At 37.7% G+C, this 16370-nt stretch carries 19 protein-coding genes; 1 reads left to right on the forward strand and 18 read right to left on the reverse strand.

Annotated elements, in window-relative coordinates:
• Positions 1-43: 43 nt before the first annotated feature.
• The 14 genes from MKX96_RS11495 to MKX96_RS11560 form a co-directional block, all read right to left on the reverse strand.
• Positions 44-631, reverse strand: coding sequence for a DUF1405 domain-containing protein (locus MKX96_RS11495; protein ID WP_251555911.1), 588 nt, complete (start codon positions 629-631; stop codon positions 44-46).
• A 132-nt stretch (positions 632-763) separates the two neighbouring features.
• On the reverse strand, positions 764-1543 hold the full coding sequence (locus MKX96_RS11500; protein WP_251555914.1) for a menaquinol-cytochrome c reductase cytochrome b/c subunit: 780 nt from the start codon (positions 1541-1543) through the stop codon (positions 764-766).
• Between the two features lie 41 nt (positions 1544-1584).
• The gene (qcrB, locus tag MKX96_RS11505; protein ID WP_144536871.1) at positions 1585-2259 is read right to left on the reverse strand and encodes a menaquinol-cytochrome c reductase cytochrome b subunit; all 675 of its coding nucleotides are present in this window, start codon (positions 2257-2259) and stop codon (positions 1585-1587) included.
• A 20-nt stretch (positions 2260-2279) separates the two neighbouring features.
• On the reverse strand, positions 2280-2783 hold the full coding sequence (locus MKX96_RS11510; RefSeq protein WP_169359565.1) for a QcrA and Rieske domain-containing protein: 504 nt from the start codon (positions 2781-2783) through the stop codon (positions 2280-2282).
• Between the two features lie 157 nt (positions 2784-2940).
• Positions 2941-3387, reverse strand: a complete 447-nt coding sequence (locus MKX96_RS11515) for a DUF2487 family protein (RefSeq protein WP_169359566.1) — start codon at positions 3385-3387, stop codon at positions 2941-2943.
• Positions 3388-3397: 10 nt separating this feature from the next.
• Positions 3398-3949: a ReoY family proteolytic degradation factor gene (locus tag MKX96_RS11520; protein ID WP_169359567.1), complete on the reverse strand. Its 552-nt coding sequence runs from the start codon at positions 3947-3949 to the stop codon at positions 3398-3400.
• Between the two features lie 20 nt (positions 3950-3969).
• Positions 3970-5214 carry a tetratricopeptide repeat protein gene (locus MKX96_RS11525; RefSeq protein WP_251555917.1) on the reverse strand — a complete coding sequence of 415 codons (1245 nt, stop codon included), beginning with the start codon at positions 5212-5214 and terminating at the stop codon, positions 3970-3972.
• 98 nt (positions 5215-5312) lie between these two features.
• Positions 5313-6602, reverse strand: coding sequence for a 3-phosphoshikimate 1-carboxyvinyltransferase (gene aroA, locus MKX96_RS11530; RefSeq protein WP_251555921.1), 1290 nt, complete (start codon positions 6600-6602; stop codon positions 5313-5315).
• A 13-nt stretch (positions 6603-6615) separates the two neighbouring features.
• A complete protein-coding gene (locus tag MKX96_RS11535; RefSeq protein WP_169359569.1) occupies positions 6616-7713 on the reverse strand; it encodes a prephenate dehydrogenase in 1098 nt (365 codons plus the stop codon).
• A complete protein-coding gene (gene hisC / locus MKX96_RS11540) occupies positions 7714-8814 on the reverse strand; it encodes a histidinol-phosphate transaminase (RefSeq protein ID WP_169359570.1) in 1101 nt (366 codons plus the stop codon).
• A 19-nt stretch (positions 8815-8833) separates the two neighbouring features.
• On the reverse strand, positions 8834-9202 hold the full coding sequence (aroH, locus tag MKX96_RS11545) for a chorismate mutase (RefSeq protein WP_169359571.1): 369 nt from the start codon (positions 9200-9202) through the stop codon (positions 8834-8836).
• Positions 9203-10291 carry a 3-dehydroquinate synthase gene (gene aroB, locus MKX96_RS11550; RefSeq protein WP_251555922.1) on the reverse strand — a complete coding sequence of 363 codons (1089 nt, stop codon included), beginning with the start codon at positions 10289-10291 and terminating at the stop codon, positions 9203-9205.
• A 3-nt stretch (positions 10292-10294) separates the two neighbouring features.
• A complete protein-coding gene (aroC, locus tag MKX96_RS11555; protein ID WP_169359573.1) occupies positions 10295-11476 on the reverse strand; it encodes a chorismate synthase in 1182 nt (393 codons plus the stop codon).
• Positions 11477-11623: 147 nt separating this feature from the next.
• Positions 11624-12394: a CheR family methyltransferase gene (locus MKX96_RS11560; protein ID WP_251555924.1), complete on the reverse strand. Its 771-nt coding sequence runs from the start codon at positions 12392-12394 to the stop codon at positions 11624-11626.
• A 408-nt stretch (positions 12395-12802) separates the two neighbouring features.
• Here MKX96_RS11560 and MKX96_RS11565 point away from each other — a divergent pair, with 408 nt between their 5' ends.
• Positions 12803-13105 (forward strand): hypothetical protein, encoded by a 303-nt coding sequence (locus MKX96_RS11565; RefSeq protein WP_340883712.1) that lies wholly within the window; start codon positions 12803-12805, stop codon positions 13103-13105.
• Positions 13106-13361: 256 nt separating this feature from the next.
• Here the strand turns inward: MKX96_RS11565 and ndk are convergent, their stop codons facing one another.
• From ndk to MKX96_RS11585, 4 genes are all read right to left on the reverse strand, one after another.
• Positions 13362-13808, reverse strand: a complete 447-nt coding sequence (ndk, locus tag MKX96_RS11570; protein ID WP_169359576.1) for a nucleoside-diphosphate kinase — start codon at positions 13806-13808, stop codon at positions 13362-13364.
• An 80-nt stretch (positions 13809-13888) separates the two neighbouring features.
• On the reverse strand, positions 13889-14854 hold the full coding sequence (gene hepT / locus MKX96_RS11575; RefSeq protein ID WP_285841705.1) for a heptaprenyl diphosphate synthase component II: 966 nt from the start codon (positions 14852-14854) through the stop codon (positions 13889-13891).
• 29 nt (positions 14855-14883) lie between these two features.
• Positions 14884-15588 carry a demethylmenaquinone methyltransferase gene (locus MKX96_RS11580; protein ID WP_169359577.1) on the reverse strand — a complete coding sequence of 235 codons (705 nt, stop codon included), beginning with the start codon at positions 15586-15588 and terminating at the stop codon, positions 14884-14886.
• Between the two features lie 15 nt (positions 15589-15603).
• Positions 15604-16353: a heptaprenyl diphosphate synthase component 1 gene (locus tag MKX96_RS11585; RefSeq protein WP_169359578.1), complete on the reverse strand. Its 750-nt coding sequence runs from the start codon at positions 16351-16353 to the stop codon at positions 15604-15606.
• Between the last annotated feature and the right edge of the window lie 17 nt (positions 16354-16370).

Below are 16370 nucleotides of genomic sequence, written 5' to 3' on the forward strand. Positions count from 1 at the left end.
TCTCGATATCTAATTAATATTTTATATGCTATTTACCTTGCAATCAACTGATACGATTTGTCCTTTTCTGATATACGACATACGATAAGAGAATACACGCAATCGATAACCAGAAGGTAAAATAGCCTATATTACTAGCGTACTCACTTAGGCTTCTATACGTAGGCATTTGACCAAATACATAGTCTATCACATCATTGTGGAGCGTCCAAATGGCTGCGATCACAATATGGACAAATTTAAATCGGTAAAAAGGAATATATAGAATAGCTTGAAGTGCCATAGCAAAATGTGAGCCTACTAGCATCCAGCCCATCCAGCCTATATCTCCAGTTTCTACTAACGTCCATAAATTCATAACAACAGCCCATAGTCCGTATTTCACAAGTGTAATAAGCGCTAAAGCTTCTATTAGTTTCCAGTTTTTATTCATTAGCCAACCTAAAAGAGCAAGTGTAAAAAATAGACTCGCCGTTGGACTATCCGGTACAAATATTAGAAATTTTGTTTCAGTAACAGATAATTGGCCATTATACCAATAATATCCATAAATTGTTCCGATTAGGTTTACGTAAAATAACAACCACATGAATGATTTATTGTAGAGCAACAATTTTATATGCGTCATCATATATATTTCCCATACTCCCCTATTTTATTATAACTAGAATAACTATAATTTTTTGTGAAGAATTTGTAAAATTTCATTAAAGGAATAATTGCTAAAAAAAGAGAGTCAGTTACCTGACTCTCTTTTTTTGGATTATTCTGCTGGTTGTAAAGTTGTGATAAACTCAGCAAGCTGTTGTAATTCCTCTTCCGTTCCTTGGAATGTGCCACCTGGCATAGTTCCAATCCCTTCATGAGCAATTTCAACGATTTCTTCAGCTGTATATTCTAAACCAATAAGTGGTTTACCTATACCGCCTTCAAAAGCATTACCGTGACAACCTATACATGATGAGCCCTGATATATTTCAAATCCAGGAGCAGTTTCATCAATTTCTACAGCCACTTCTTCTCTAATTTCACCTTGTGCTTTAGCAGCTTCCCAGTCGTGGTTAGCTACAGATTCCCAAGTTAAGAAAATAATTGAAGCGATAGCTAAAAGCATGAAACCAGTTGGTAATGGACGTTTCCATGGGCTTCTTTCCTTGCTTGTATCTAAGAATGGTACTAGTAAAAGTGCTCCGAAAGCAAGACCTGGCATAACGATTGCTCCAATGATGTTGTATGGTCCAGAAGCAAATTCGTATTTTAATAATTGATATAAAAATAGGAAATACCAGTCAGGTAAAGGAATATAAGCTGTGTCCGTTGGATCAGCTGGTCGCTCTAACGGCGATGGATGTGCAACTGTCAATACTAAATAACCGACTAAAAATACTGCTCCGACTAACCATTCTTTTAGCAAGAAGTCAGGCCAGAAAGCTTCTGTTTTACCTGGATACTCAGAATAGTCTTTAGGAGTTTTCTTTTTACGGCTAGAAGGATCCGTTACACGAGAATCTCCAACAAATTTCAAACCTTTTCCGCGATGCATATTGTCCCCTCCTTTTAAGAATTATCTGTTCCACTTACCCATTATAGTGGTCCAGAAATACCTTGACGACGAATCATGATAAAGTGAGCTGCAAGTAAAGCAAAAAGAGCAGCCGGCAAGAAGAATACATGAATCGCGAAGAATCTTGTTAATGTTTGTGCACCGATGATTGTCTCATCACCAGCTAATAATGTTTTGATCATGCCACCGATAACCGGTACAGATGCGGCAATTTCAATACCTACTTTTGTAGCGAACAATGCTTTCATGTCCCAAGGAAGTAGGTAACCTGTAAATCCTAAACCTAACATAACAGCGAAGATTAATACTCCGACCATCCAGTTTAGTTCACGAGGTTTTTTGTAAGAACCAGTAAAGAATACACGTAAAGTATGTAAGAACATCATAACAATTACAAGAGATGCTCCCCAGTGATGCATTCCACGCACGATTTCACCGAATGCTACTTCATTTTGAAGGTAGTAAACTGATTCCCATGCATTCTCGATATCCGGTACATAATACATTGTTAAGAACATACCAGATAGAATTTGAATAACTGTAATGAAGAACGTTAATCCCCCGAAACAATAAACAAATGCTGAGAAATGATGTGCAGGGTTTACGTGTTCTGGTACTTCATGGTCTGCAATATCACGCCATATAGGTGTAATATCAAGACGTTCATCCACCCAATCATAGATTTTATTAAGCACTGATGTCGTACCCCCTTACATTAAACTAATGTGTTAGTTATAGCTTTTCCAATTTCTAAGAAACCGTTATTTTCACGTACTTCAAATTGATCCAACGGACCTAGAGGTGGTGTTTTTGCAACATTCTGTCCGTTTTTCTCGTAACGGCCTGCGTGACATGGACAGAAAAATTGATTTTTGTGTGCTGGGTCACCTTCCCAGTTAACTGTGCATCCTAAGTGTTTACATACTGGAGACAATGCAATAATGCTATCTCCTTCTTTGTAAACCCATGCAGCGCTAGTTACATCAGACTTGTACCAGGCATCTACCTGCTCGAAAGTAAAGTCTACTCGTTCAGGAACCTCAGTAAGGTCTGCAATCTTCTTCTCAGTCAGTACATAATCTCCACCTTCTGATTTTTGCAATACAGGATCAACTGCAAAACGTACCATTGGCATAAGCATACCTGCTGCCATGAATCCGCCAACACCTGTTAATGTATAACTTAAAAATTGGCGTCTTGATACTTTATTGTTACTCATCCTTTTCCCCCCTCTAACTTAAAGGTCAGTCCAATGGACATACTTGCTTGAATTAATAATACTAGGACATTTCAATGATATATCAATAAAAAAGGAAGGTCAATAATTCCTGCTACGAATTATGAACTTTGTGAACAAATAATGAAACATATTGTCACTAATTCGCCCACTTATTCGCAAAACGAGGGATTAATTGTCTTAATTGATCCTCCAATACGGATAATTTCATTTTTTGATCCATGGAATCAAGTGGTATTGATGGGAACCACAGGACATTTTGTTCCTCTCCCATTGTACTCCACTCTCTGTCAGAAGTAACGTAAAAGATATGTTTAAATCCAGCTTTTTTAAATTCTTCATTCCAAGCCTCCAATAATGATAGCTTGTCCTGAGATCCTGTATAAGAGAAGGAAGGAAATAAAACGATCCTTCCTTTGAACTGATTTTCAATTGTATTTGCTAGCGACAAAGTAAAATCTGCAGCTGAGGCAGCAAATGGAAATCCATGCTCTGAACCATCTATTAATATAAGTGGGACTATCGCTGTGTCAATATATTCTTTTTGTGCTTGAAAAACTGTGCTATCTTTTCCGTTCCAATGCATGTTATCTCTCCTATTTTTCTCTATACGGTAGATTTTTCCATAGTGCGGAAAGTTCGAGAAACTTTTCTTTATTATTATCATCAATTGCTTGATCAATCTGTTTTTTTAGTTGTTCGGCCTGAAAAGATTGCAAGCTTTCGGTTAAAATATCCTCTGCAATTAGCTTATCTTTTTCACTAATATGCAGATATTTGGGCATATACGGGTTTTCTTCTAATACTGCTAAATACTCGGGACTTGGGGGCAGTGTTTGAAAGTTCAATTGTATATACATCTCTTCATCTGGGTTTAAGCGAAGATCGTGAAAAGATTTTTCAGCATCTGCTGTCATGATACTACCTTTATAAAATCTAAAAGGTATTCCGGAGGATGTAGTAACAGACATAATCATAGCTCTTGGACAATAATGGGCTTCCTCCACAAAGTGTACATTGTTCAACATTGTTTCGTGGCTTATTAAGTAATTTAAAATCCACACACATTCTCTTCTCTTCATTTGATACTTTTTCAGAAACCAACGGACAAATTCTTTTTTCTCACCAACTGAAACAGAAGCAGTCACATAACCTCTCCTTCCTATCATTATTCCATCATGTCAAACCATTCACTGTTTTCTGGCTGAAGCTCTTGTAATATCAAAATAATTTCTCTTGCTTCTTCACGTTTACCATCTTCTAAAAGGAAGTATAAGTACTTTTCCAAAAATGCTGCATCCTCTTTATGTTCAGTATATGCAAGCTTATAAAATTCGTATGCTTTTTCATACATTTCTAACCGCTCATATGCTGAGGCTAAAAGGGGATACATAGAAGACATCTCAAATTGCTCTTGCTTTAAGGTTTCATAGAGGTCAATTAACTCCTCATCCATTTCCTCCTGGGAGAACAAGGAAGAAAGTATGTAAATAGCATCCATGTACTCAGGGTCTAATGCGATTGCTTCCTGAAGAAAACCTTCTGCTTCTTTCACTCTACCCAATTTTAGAGAAATTTTACCTGCAAATAAATAATATTCTTTTTCAAATTCATCTCTAGCGATTCCATCTGTAATAGCACTCAGTGCTTCCTCATTCTTTTCAAGCATAGCGTATGTTTCCGCTAAAAGCATATAGCCAGAGAAGAAATCTGGGTCTATTTCTAAAAGATGATTTAAATGTTTTGCAGCCGTTTCATACTGTCTAACTTGGAAAAATGCATATCCTGCCTGAAAAAGAACCTCTGGTGCAGCTTCCTTTTGAAGGGCCTCTGTATAATAAGGGATAGCCTCTTCATACGCTGCTCCAGCACTATAGATTTCAGCTATTTTTAATGAAAGATCCACTCCTTGCAGCTCACTTTTAGAAGCTAAAAGATCTTCCATAAGTCTCGCAGCCTCTAAATACCGTCCAGTTTCAAATAAAAGTTCTCCTTTTGCATATTGCAAAAGTGGCTCTCCCGGTAATAGAGCGATTGCTTCTTCTATTTTATGTTCGGCAACCTCATATAAACCAATCATTTGATAATAATCAGCTAATGTAAGTAAGGCCTGTGGATAGGACTCGCTGTTCTTCTCTATATTACTTAGCATTTCCAAAGCATCGTCCTCTTTATTCAATTCTAAAAATAATTGTGCGAGGTCTATTTTCAGTTGGTCTTCCTCTGGAAATAAAAAGTTTAAATGCTCTAACGTTTTTATTGCCTCTTGTATAAAACCATATTCTGTTAATAAGTCTGCTAATCCATACTGCTCGTCAGGATTTTCCTCTAGTAAGAAAGCATCTACCATGCCATCAAGCTTTTCTATATCTCCATCCTCCATAACTCGGATAAAGGGAATCATTTTTTCCATAACATCACCATTCCTTCTCTACTATTTAATCGTACAAGAACTTTGAAGGTTGAACAAGAAAAAGACTCTCCTTGATCAGGAGAGTATGGGAAATTTATTTATTTTATGACATTTTCTAAGTGTTCAAAGAAATTTGGATAGGAAACGGCTATACATTCCTGATTATCAATTGAAACTATACCATCGGTTACTAACGCAGCAATAGCTGCCATCATTCCAATACGATGATCTCCGTATGTAGAAAGTTCGCCACCATGCAATGGAGTTGGCCCCTCAATGACCATTCCATCTTCTGTTGGATTAATATTCGCTCCAAGCTTTCTCAGTTCATTGACCACGGCATCAATACGATTAGTTTCTTTTACCTTTAACTCCTCCGCGTTTTTAATAATTGTTTTACCTTTAGCTTGTGTGGCAAGAAGTGCTATTACTGGTATCTCATCTATTAACCTTGGAATGAGATCTCCGCCAATTTCAGTTCCTACTAAATTAGAAGTTTCTATCGTCAACGTACCGATTGGCTCGTGACTTGCATTATTTTGTGTCTCAATAGTTAATGTGGCACCCATTGCTTTTAGCACATCTATAATTCCTGTACGGGTTTCGTTCAACCCAACATTAGTTAGCACAAGCTTACTATCTAAAGCGATAGCCCCAGCAACTAAGAAAAATGCTGCAGAAGAAATATCACCAGGGACTACAACGTGTGCTCCTGTTAGCTTTTGTCCACCCTGAAGGCTAATTACATTGTCTTTTACTGAAATTTCTGCTCCGAAATGCTTGAGCATCTTTTCTGTATGATCTCGAGTGGTTTCTAGCTCTTCTACAACAGTCTCTCCTTCTGAATTTAGAGCAGCTAGCAATATAGCAGATTTCACTTGAGCACTGGCTACAGGCATTTTATAATGAATCGCTTTTAGGGTTGTCCCCTCTACGGCAATAGGGGTGTATTGTCCATTCGCTCGACCTATTAGCTTGGCCCCCATTTGCTTGAGCGGCTCTGTGACTCGCTTCATTGGTCGTTTTTGAATAGACTCGTCGCCTATTAACACAGAAGAAATACTAGAGCCTGCTAGAATCCCAAGCATTAGACGAGTCGTTGTACCTGAATTCCCTGTATATAAAATTTCATCAGGTTCCTTCCAAGTAGAAATCCCCTGGCTATCGATTTGCACATGCTCACCGTCTACCTTAATATCTACACCAAGCTTGCCGAAACAATCAATCGTACTTAGGCAATCGTCACTTTGTAGAAACCCCTCTACCGTTGTTGTTCCTTCCGCAATAGCCCCAAACATAATCGAACGGTGGGAGACTGATTTATCTCCTGGTATTTTAATGCTTCCTTGTAAGGAAGGCTTACCAAAGTTTAAAAGTTTAACTGTCATAGTTAATTCCTCCCTACGCAATATAAGTCTCAAATGATGTATGTGCAGCAATACATCGAACTGCCTGTGCTCGGTCCTCCATTGTTTGAAAACTAATAACCAAAATACCAAACACATCTTCTCTAGTTTCGACAATGCGCAAGTTTGTAATGCTTATATGCTCTTTCGCTAAATAACCAATAACTTCGGCGATAACCCCCGCATAGTCAGGGATATCCACATACAGGTCATACACTGTATATAAAGCACCTTGCGCTACTGGGAGTTCGTCTCGGACTTGTTTAGCCTGAGCAAAATAAGCTTCAATTTCTGTTTCATCGGCCCCATCTATTAGATGCTTTAAACGAAGCATTTCCTCGGTCCATTGCTGAAGCTGCTTACTGATTTCTTCACGATTTTGCATCGTTATATCTCGCCACATGACGGGATTGGAAGAGGCAATTCTTGTGATATCGCGAAATCCTCCAGCTGCGAGCTGTCTCGTAAAAGGATAGCTCTTATTCTCTGCCGATAATTGATGAACTAAAGAGGCTGCAATTAAATGAGGAAAGTGACTTACAGTAGCAGTCATATGATCGTGCTCATGTGCACTTATCTCGATTATCTTCGCCTTCGTTACTAGTAATAACTCTTTTAATCTATTAACGTTCTCTATTGGTTCATCAACAAAGGGAGTTAACAAATAATAAGCGTTCTCAAACAAGTAGGCCCGTGCCGCTCCTACTCCACTCTTGTGGGAGCCAGCCATCGGGTGTCCTCCGATAAAAGTGATTCCATGGTGCTTCAAGTTTAGAGCGGCATTCATTATTTCATTTTTGGTGCTGCCTGTGTCGGTTATAATCACATTGTTTTTTAGTTCCCAGTCTGGAAGGAGTTTCATAAGCTCTATCGTGATGCTTACTGGAGTAGCGAATATAATGATATCCGCATGCTTCGCAGCTTCCTCCATATTAGAAGCAATCTCATCTATAACCCCTAGCTTTTTCGCGGTTTCAAGAGATTTGGCATTAGAATCATAGCCTACAATTGTTAAATCGTCTCTCCTCTTTAACCCAAGTGCAAGAGAGCCCCCAATAAGACCAAGCCCTATTATCAGGATGTTCTTATTCATTTAAACTACTCCTAACTCAGTCAACACTTCATCAAGTTTTTGAAGTAGCCCCTCGTTTTGTTCCTTCGTCCCAATTGTAATACGCAGGTATCCTGGTTTACCTAAAGCATTACCACTGCGAACGATATATCCACGTTGCATGAGCCCTTGAAAAACTTCGTCGCTGTCTGCTTTGACTTCCATCATGATGAAGTTTGTTTGAGATGGATAAAAATGAAGATTACGCTCATTACAATATGCTTCAAACTGAGACTTTCCATCGTTGTTTTTCTTCTTACATTCTGCAATAAATTGCTGATCGCTCAATCCAAGAATGGCTGCTTCCTGTGATATAACTGTATTGTTGAATGGCTCTCTTGTCGGCTCTAACTGGCTAATTACTTCCTCGGATCCAACAGCATAACCAACGCGGAAGCTAGCTAGCCCATACGCTTTAGAGAAAGTACGCATTACTAAGACATTCGGATGATTTTCTATTAACGAAATAGAATCTTCATAGTTGGGGTCCGTAATATATTCGGTGTATGCCTCATCTAAGACGATTAACACGTCTCTTGGGGCTTGCTCCACAAATGCCTTAATTTTATCACTTGGAGTTAATGTCCCTGTAGGATTATTCGGATTACAAATCCATACAATAGCTGTATTTTCATCGATAGCTGCTAGCATCTGCTCTAAATCATGTTCTCCATCCACAGTCAATGGAACAGTTCTAGTTTCAGCGCCTTCAACTATAGCATTGTGTTTGTATTGACCAAAAGTTAAATCTGCCATAATAGTATTTAAGCCAGGCTCAAGCATAGCTCTAGAAACAATTAAAATATTCTCATCTGAGCCATTACCAAATAACAACTGCTTCTCCGAAACATTCAAATGATTAGCAACTGCTGTACGAAGTCTAGAAGCATATCCATCTGGGTATAAAGCAAAATCTATAGAAGCATTTGTGAGAAATTCCTTTACTTTTGGTGAAGCACCATATGGATTTTCATTAGAGGCTAGCTTTGTAACTGTTTCTAGATTAAATGCCTTCTTCACTTCATCCATTGTTTTTCCAGGTTGGTATGCTTGCAATCCAGCAATTTGTTTTTTAAATTTCATCCTATTTACCCCAATTCTATTATGATCTTTTTAATAAATCTGGTCTCAATTGAACTGCCTTGTTTAAATATATGTGCTGTATTTCCTTTTGTGATTTAACGGTGTTAACGTGTATCATTAGCCGTATACATTTCTCAAGCGCACCTGGAACATTCATTTCGTGCGTACACATAACAGGGACGTATGCCCACCCACTTATTTCTCGAACTGCTCTTGCTGGAAATGCAGATGTAATATCCGATGTAGTACTTATAATGACAGAAGCAATCGACTCTGGTTCAATATCGTTTGCCTTCGCCATTTCTAAAGCAAGACGGGACGTTTCCTGAAGAACCTCTTCATTAGAATCTGCATTGACTGTTGTTGCTCCTCTAATGCCTCTTATCACTTATTTCCCCTCCCTAATCCATTGTCGTAATTCTTCATCACACAGTCTTACTGCATCTACCGGTACTACCTGTATAAATGGCTTGCCTATAGTTTCAAGCAATGCAAAATGCAATTGCTTATTTATAGTTTTTTTATCTTTTTGCATGTAGGCTGCCAATTGCTCAAACGGACAATCTAAAATCTGCTCAAAATTATATTCCAACCTATTAGCTAATGAATAAAACCTTTTAGCAAAGCCTTTAGGGAGTTGCCCATACTTCTCACTAAGCAATAGAGCAGGAATCATGCCAATCATGACAGCTTCTCCATGAGAGATCTTTCCATACCCAATTGCAGCTTCAACTGCGTGACCATATGTATGTCCAAAATTTAAATATTTGCGAAAGTTGCTTTCTTTTTCATCCATTTCCACAATTTTTGCTTTCACACGGATGCCTTTATTTATCCACTGTAATAATTGGTCTTTTTCCAAATTGCTTAATGAAGTGATTTGGAAAAATTCTTCAACCCACTCACTGTCGCTAATGAGGGAATGCTTAATCACTTCAGCCATTCCCGATTTAACTTCTGAAAGAGGTAGAGATTTCAAAAAATGAACATCATAAATAACTTCCTGTGGCTGATAGAAAGCCCCTATCATGTTCTTTCCTAGAGGGTGATTAATAGCGGTTTTACCACCAACCGAGCTATCATGAGCTAAAATAGTAGTTGGTATTTGATAAAAGTCTATTCCCCTCATAAACGTAGCCGCAACAAATCCGGTCAAATCGCCTACAGCCCCTCCCCCTAAGGCAAATATAGCTGAATTTCGGGATGCACCGTTCTGTAATAGAAAGGATTGTACATTAAAATAGGATTCAAATGTTTTACATGACTCACCAGATGGAACAAGGAACAGGTTAAATGGCGCAGTAAAGTTTTTTCTTACATAACTTTCATGCAGATTCCATACATTTTCATCACTAATCATGATTAACTGATCATAATTTTCGAGTGTCTTTTTGTTTCTTTTAGAGAAATCCTCCAAAATGTTCTCACCTAAATGAACCTCATAATTAGATGCATTCGTTTTTACTGGGATAATCATGGCTTAAAACCCCTTTGTATACGCTCTATGTTTCTGAATATCTGATTTCAGTACTTCCATTTGATCTGCTTTAAACGTATCTAATATTGCAGAAGCTATCTCCCATGCAATAACATTTTCTGCCACAACAGATGCTGCGGGTACTGCACAGCTATCGGAACGTTCAATACTAGCTTTAAAAGGTTCTTTGGTATCAATATCTACACTTTGTAAAGGTTTATATAAGGTTGGGATAGGCTTCATAACCCCTCTAATTACAATCGGCATACCAGTAGACATACCACCTTCGATACCACCGAGCCTATTCGTATCTCGAATGTAACCATCTTCTTCATTCCAAGAAATTTGGTCATGCACTTGGCTGCCAAATAAGTTAGCCATTTCAAACCCTAAGCCAACCTCAACACCCTTAAATGCATTGATGCTAAGCATTGCCATTGCAAGCTTTCCGTCTAGCTTACGGTCATAGTGAACGTAGCTTCCCACACCGGCAGGCATTCCCGTAATGATGACCTCTACCACTCCGCCTATCGTGTCACCAGCTTTTTTAGCTTGGTCAATAGCTTCTACCATTTTCAATGACGCTTCAGAATCTAAACAGTAGACAGGGTCGTTCTCCACTTTTTCACGTATATCATCTATTGTCATACCTTCAGCTAAATTCAGGTTAGCTTCAATGCCACCTATTTTCGTTACATGAGCAACGATAGAAATGCCTAGTTCGTTTAATAGTTGCTTTGCAACAGCTCCCACAGCCACTCGGACCGTAGTTTCCCTCGCAGAGGATCGCTCCAATACGTTTCGTAGGTCACGATGTCCATATTTCATACCTCCAACGAGATCGGCATGTCCTGGACGAGGTCGTGTTATCTTTCTTTTTATTTCATCTGGATTCATGTCCTCATCTAGTGGCTCTATTCCCATAATATGAGTCCAATGTTTCCAATCATCATTATTTACTACTAGACAAACTGGAGATCCTAATGATTTACCATGTCGCACTCCCGCTGTAATTGCTACTGTGTCTTTTTCTATTTGCATGCGTCTTCCTCGACCATGTCCACCTTGACGTCTTTTTAGTTCTTTATTTATCTTTTCACTTGTGATATCTAATTGTGCTGGTAACCCTTCAATGATTGCAGTAAGCTGTGGACCATGTGATTCACCTGCTGTTAAATAACGCATAACGCTTTCCCCCTTCAACTCGCTAAAGTATTTGTTTTCAACTATATCATATTTACTTAGAGTATAGAAGAAAAACTGTCCGTTTTTTAGCGGACAGTTCCTCATTAAAAATCGACAAATTAAAATCACTTACCAATCAAATTCGTTCTACATTTTCCGGTAGAAAAACGTATCCTCTGTTACAAAATCGTACTTGGTAGGATTAAAAATTTGTTCTGTGCTTCCAACAAAAAGGATTCCGCCAGGACGTAGCGACTTGCTAAAGTTTTGATAAATCTGATCCTTAGCTTCTTCTGTAAAATAAATCATTACGTTACGGCAAATGATTAAATCGAGATTTCTCTCGTATGTATCCAATAAAAGATTATGCTTTTTAAAAGAAACAGTTCTTTTAATGGTGTCGTCAATTTTATAAAAAGGCGCTTGCTTCTCAAAATATTTATTTTTCATATCTAAGGGAACCTCTGCTAACGATCGTTCCGGATAGATTCCTACCTTTGCTCTTTGAATAGCATTTTCGTCAATATCCGTTGCTAGAATAGAAATTTGGCTAATCGGTAGATGATTAGACAATACCATTGCTGTAGTATATGGTTCTTCACCTGTAGAACATGCTGCACTCCATATTTTAAGCCTCTTGTTATCAGCTAGTAGCTTTGGAAAAATTTTTTGTTGTAATACTTCCCACCTCTTGCTATTTCGATAAAACTCAGACACATTGATTGTCATTCGGTCGAGGAATTCATTTAGAAGATCTCGGTCCGTGTCAATCGCCTCAAAGAAAGAAACAAAATTTTTATATCCCTTCTTTTCATATAAAGATGTCAGGCGTCGTTTCATTTGAGCTTCTTTATACAGAGCTAAATCGATGCCAGTTTTCTTTTTAATAGACTCTACAAACTTTATGTAATCTTGCAAATAATATCGTTCCCTTCCACCAGCCTATCTATAAAGTATATCGCAATATAGTCATTTCGAATACAGCAAAAAAACAGAGAAATGTGAACATTTACGCATATACTTTATATATGTATTACAAATAATCCAAAGCAAAGCGTGAGTCACCTAAGGAATAACCGCATGAGGACTATAGGCACAGACAACCTGCTGCAGGAAGTAAACGCTTTATCAGAGAACAAATATTAAAAAATGTCTATCCATACGCTATAAAACATAAAAACCTCTCTGGAAAATCGAGTTCTTTCATAAGAGGAGTGAATTTTCTTGGAGTGTTTTTTGTTGTGAAATGCTAAACTTAAAATAATGAATCAGCTTTTTGAAATAAAGGATAAAAATGAAAAAATAGATATTAGTTAGGAGAATTCAATGAAAAGCCTTTTAAATTCAACCCTAATTTTTGTAATACTCCTTTTCATTAGTTTGAATTGGGTAATTTTTTGGGGTGGTATCTATGAAGAGATGAACATTGATATTGAAAAGTATGGTTGGACACCTTATGTCTCTATTCTTATTCTACTTCTGGTGTTTACTAGAGGTAAGTTACTATTTAATAGCAGGAATAGAGGAAAAGATGGAGAAAAACTACCGAAATTGATTTATATCATACTGATTTTAACTGCCATTATTCTGTTACTCTTCCCTCCTGTACTAAGCTTCCTTAACAAATAAGAGGTCTTTACTTTAATGAAGTATTTAATTATTTGAATTAAAGCTGTCCGTTATTTAAAAGAGAGGGGATTTTAAATAAAACTACAAGGAGCTAGAAGTTGCATTTTCTAGCTCCTTTTTTGTAAATTGTTAAATCTACCCCTATCATTCTCCAATGAGTTAATTTAGCCTAAAAAAAAGACTGTAGATAAACTTAAATTAAGTTTATCTACAGTCTAAGCCATCTCCTTAGCAGAGAATAGCTTTGTTTTTTTAATTAGTTAATCCAGTTGTTAGCATCTTTAGCGTAAGAAACTAATTCTTCTTGTTTGAAGAATAAGCCAATTTCACGTTCAGCGCTTTCAGATGAATCCGAACCGTGGATAATGTTTTTACCAACAGTTACTGCGAAATCTCCACGAATTGTTCCTGGAGCAGACTCTTTAGGGTTAGTAGCACCCATCATTAAACGAGCTGTAGAGATAACATTTTCCCCTTCCCAAACCATTGCAAAAACTGGTCCAGAAGTGATGAATTCTACAAGTTCTCCGAAGAACGGACGCTCTTTGTGCTCACCATAATGTTGTTCTGCTAATTCAGTAGGAATTTGCATTAATTTTGCTCCAACTAATTGGAATCCTTTTTTCTCGAAACGACTAACGATTTCACCGATTAGGTTACGTTGTACGCCGTCAGGTTTTACCATTAAAAATGTTTTTTCCATTATGAACACTCCTTCAAATATAAAATGGATTTTATTTCTCCACCGTTAAAAATACTATCATTACAGCCAGTTAATTTCAATTAAAAGTTACGTTTACTCATAAATAATGCGACATTTTGCAAGGATTTCTTTGCAGAATTTGACGGAAGCTGTTTCACCTCATGTAAAGCCTTTTGCAAATACATATTACTTACTTGTTTTGCTCGTTTAATACCTTCCGATTGTCGAATCTCTTTAAGCAGCAATTCCATATCTTTCTCTTCGATATCACCATCGAAAACCCTTTTCAATAACGGATAGATAGCTGGATCATTTTTTGAGTATATCACTGGTAAAGTAATATTACCTTGAAGTAAGTCTCCTCCAGCTGGTTTACCTAACTCCTCCTCAGTGGAAGTGAAATCGAGGATATCATCGATAATCTGGAAAGACATTCCTACATAGTAACCAAATCTCTTAAGATGCTTAATAGTCTTTTCATCGGCACCTGAAGAAATTGCACCCAGTTCACAGCTGGCTGAGATGAGGATTGCTGTCTTTCTTTTAATTCTTCTTAAATAGTCCCGGACCGTCTGATCAACAAATCCCTTGTCCTCAATTTGTATTATCTCCCCAATACAAAGCTCGACCATCGTATTAGAGAGAACCTCATGAGCATATGTATTTTTTACTGCTGTTATGTATTCAATAGCCTTAGCGAAAAGAAAGTCACCTGTATACATAGCTACTCGATTGTTCCATTGAGACTTAACAGTTTCTCGGCCTCTTCTAGTTTCAGCATCGTCAATCACGTCATCATGGACCAAGGAAGCCATGTGTATCAACTCGACAGAAACAGCAACCTGCTTAATAGACTCTATAGAATAGTCGCCAAATTTAGCTGAAAGCAGTACAAATACAGGGCGGATTCTTTTTCCCCCTGCGAGCAACAAATGAAGCGAGGCCTCATTCAATAAGTGGGAGGAAGAATTCACAGCTGCTGCTAATTCATTTTCAATGACTTCTAAATCCGATTTTAGATCGGAATAAAGCATTTTTAATCTCATCTTATCCACAGAAACAAACCTTCCCCTACTTAAAAATCTTTCTTATAGCCAATATGTCGGGCAGCTGCACCACCACTGTATGGTTTACTACTCACGTTAACCATTCCTACTGTTTCAAATAACTGAGTTAGCTCAGCTCTATTTGGAAATTCTTTTGCGGACTCTTGTAACCAAGAATATTCTTTATAACTCTTAGCAAAAAGCTTTCCGAAAACTGGCATAATGTATCTAAAGTAAAAGCGGAATCCTGCATTAAAGAGCTTGGAATCTGGCTGAGAGGTTTCTAAACAAACAATCATGCCACCCGGTTTAGCTACTCGGTTCATCTCCTGTAGCACTTGTTTATAGTCGGGAACATTTCGCAAGCCAAATCCAATTGTTACATAGTCGAATGTATTATCCTCAAAAGGCAGCTCCATTGCATTACCATGAATCAATTCAATTTGTGGTATATCTTTCACTTTTTCTTTTCCTACATTTAACATATTTTGACTGAAGTCTAATCCTTTAACTGTACCAGTAGGACCAGCAGCCTTTGCTAAAGCGATCGTCCAGTCAGCCGTGCCACAACAAACGTCTAATGCACTGCTTCCTTCTTTGACCTGCATAGCTTTCATCGTGTCGCCCCGCCAGCTTTTATGTTGCTGAAAGCTTATGACAGAATTCATAGAATCATAGTTCGTGGAAATCTTCTCAAAAACCTCGTGGACATGTTGTTCTTTTGTTTTTCCCATCTGTTAAACCTTCTCTCAACTGCTCTTTATAGCTTGTTCGGTTACTCGCTCTAAAATAGCATGCTTTACGTTTTCTTTTAATATAGTGGAGTATCGCACTTCCCGCACCAAATTATTTTCTACCGTTTCTATTTCCTCACGAAGCAAATCGATCTTTGTCTGCAACAGGAAGGAATTTCGGATATAGAATGTTTCTTCCCTGTTTTCAAAGGCATGTAACTCTCTTCTTAAGGCTATAAGGAGTAATGCTTCCTTCATGATAAAGATATATTCATGATACGAAAAGTATTCCATGAATTGCTCGATTGGCTTACTTTCTATCAGCTGTATAGACTGAATAAGGTCTTCGAAAGGATAAGCTAGGTGGTCATAAAATTTTGTTTTGTGCTCTGTGATAGATGAGACTCCAGCAGAAAAAATTTGAATCAGCTCTAGCTGCTTTCCCTTCGCCAGCAGCTGATAATATTTTCCACTGTAATAATCTCCCGCCAATACTTGTAATTGTTGCTCTTTGGTGGTCGCATTTTGCTCCTTGACTAAATCGTGAGCTGCAAGAGCTGCAAAAATCAATGAGACAGCAATGGTCGCTTGATTATTTGAGTCATCCCACTGTTCTCCATTTAGCATGGGTAAAAGCGTAAAGAACAAACGTTCTTCGTCGATAACAGGCATTCCTGCATATTTTAACAGAGTATTATGTTGTATTTGCATGAGAATATCTCTTTTGTATTTTTCTAAATGATGTTTTATCAAAGATTCATTCATACACTTTACTCCATTTC

Source organism: Psychrobacillus sp. FSL W7-1493 (assembly GCF_038004905.1).
In the GTDB taxonomy this organism is placed as follows: Bacteria; Bacillota; Bacilli; order Bacillales_A; family Planococcaceae; genus Psychrobacillus.